At 70.0% G+C, this 1,318-nt stretch carries 1 protein-coding gene; it reads left to right on the plus strand.

The window, feature by feature from the left end; genetic code table 11:
- Positions 1-48 precede the first annotated feature (48 nt).
- Positions 49-1,318 (plus strand): signal recognition particle protein (ffh, locus tag AC2VON_RS25135; protein WP_486955243.1); only part of this gene is annotated, 1,270 nt, incomplete at its 3' end.

Consider the following 1,318-nt stretch of genomic DNA (forward strand, 5'->3'; position numbering starts at 1 on the left):
CGCTGCGCCCGGCTCCGCCGCGCTTGCGATCACCACTAGGCTGGCGGCGTGTTTGAATCGTTGTCCGACCGGTTGACCGGCGCTCTGCAGGGGCTGCGCGGCAAGGGGCGGTTGACCGACGCCGATATCGACGCCACCACCCGGGAAATCCGGCTGGCACTGCTGGAAGCTGACGTCGCGCTGCCGGTGGCACGGGCCTTCATCGGGCGGGTCAAGGAGCGCGCCAAGGGCGCCGAGGTGTCCGGCGCGCTCAACCCGGCTCAGCAGGTCGTCAAGATCGTCAACGAGGAACTGATCGGCATCCTCGGCGGTCAGACCCGGCAACTGACGTTCGCCAAAACACCGCCGACCGTGGTGATGCTGGCCGGCCTGCAGGGTTCGGGTAAGACGACACTGGCCGGCAAGCTGGCCACCTGGCTGCGCGGGCAGGGGCACACACCGCTGCTGGTGGCGTGCGATCTGCAGCGGCCCGGCGCGGTCAACCAGCTGCAGATCGTCGGTGAACGGGCCGGGGTGGCCGTGTTCGCGCCACACCCCGGCACCTCCGCGGAGGCACCCGAGGCTCGGATCAGTCCAGGGGACCCGGTTGCAGTCGCCGCGGCGGGCCTCTCCGAAGCGCGCGCCAGCCACTTCGACGTCCTCATCGTCGACACCGCCGGCCGGCTGGGCATCGACGAGGAGATGATGGCGCAGGCAGCGGCCATCCGCGCGGCCATCGATCCCGACGAGGTGCTGTTCGTGCTGGACGCGATGGTAGGCCAGGACGCGGTGGCCACCGCCGACGCGTTCCGCGCCGGAGTCGGCGTCACCGGCGTGGTGCTGACCAAGCTGGACGGCGACGCCCGCGGCGGCGCCGCGCTGTCGGTGCGCGAAGTCACTGGCGTGCCAATCCTTTTCGCATCCACCGGGGAGAAGCTGGAGGACTTCGACGTCTTCCACCCGGACCGGATGGCCAGCCGCATCCTGGGCATGGGCGACGTGCTCAGCCTGATCGAACAGGCCGAGCAGGTCTTCGACGCCCAGCAGGCCGAGGCTGCGGCCGCCAAGATCGGTTCAGGTGAGCTGACCCTGGAGGATTTCCTCGAGCAGATGCTGACGATCCGCAAGATGGGCCCGATCGGCAACCTGCTGGGCATGCTGCCCGGCGCCGGTCAGATGAAAGACGCGCTGGCCGCCGTCGACGACAGCCACCTGGACCGGCTGCAGGCCATCATCCGCGGGATGACCCCGGCCGAGCGCGCCGACCCGAAGATCATCAACGCATCCCGGCGGCTGCGGATCGCCAACGGCTCCGGGGTGGCGGTGTCGGAGGTCAACC

The organism is Mycobacterium sp. TH-M82 (assembly GCF_057473605.1).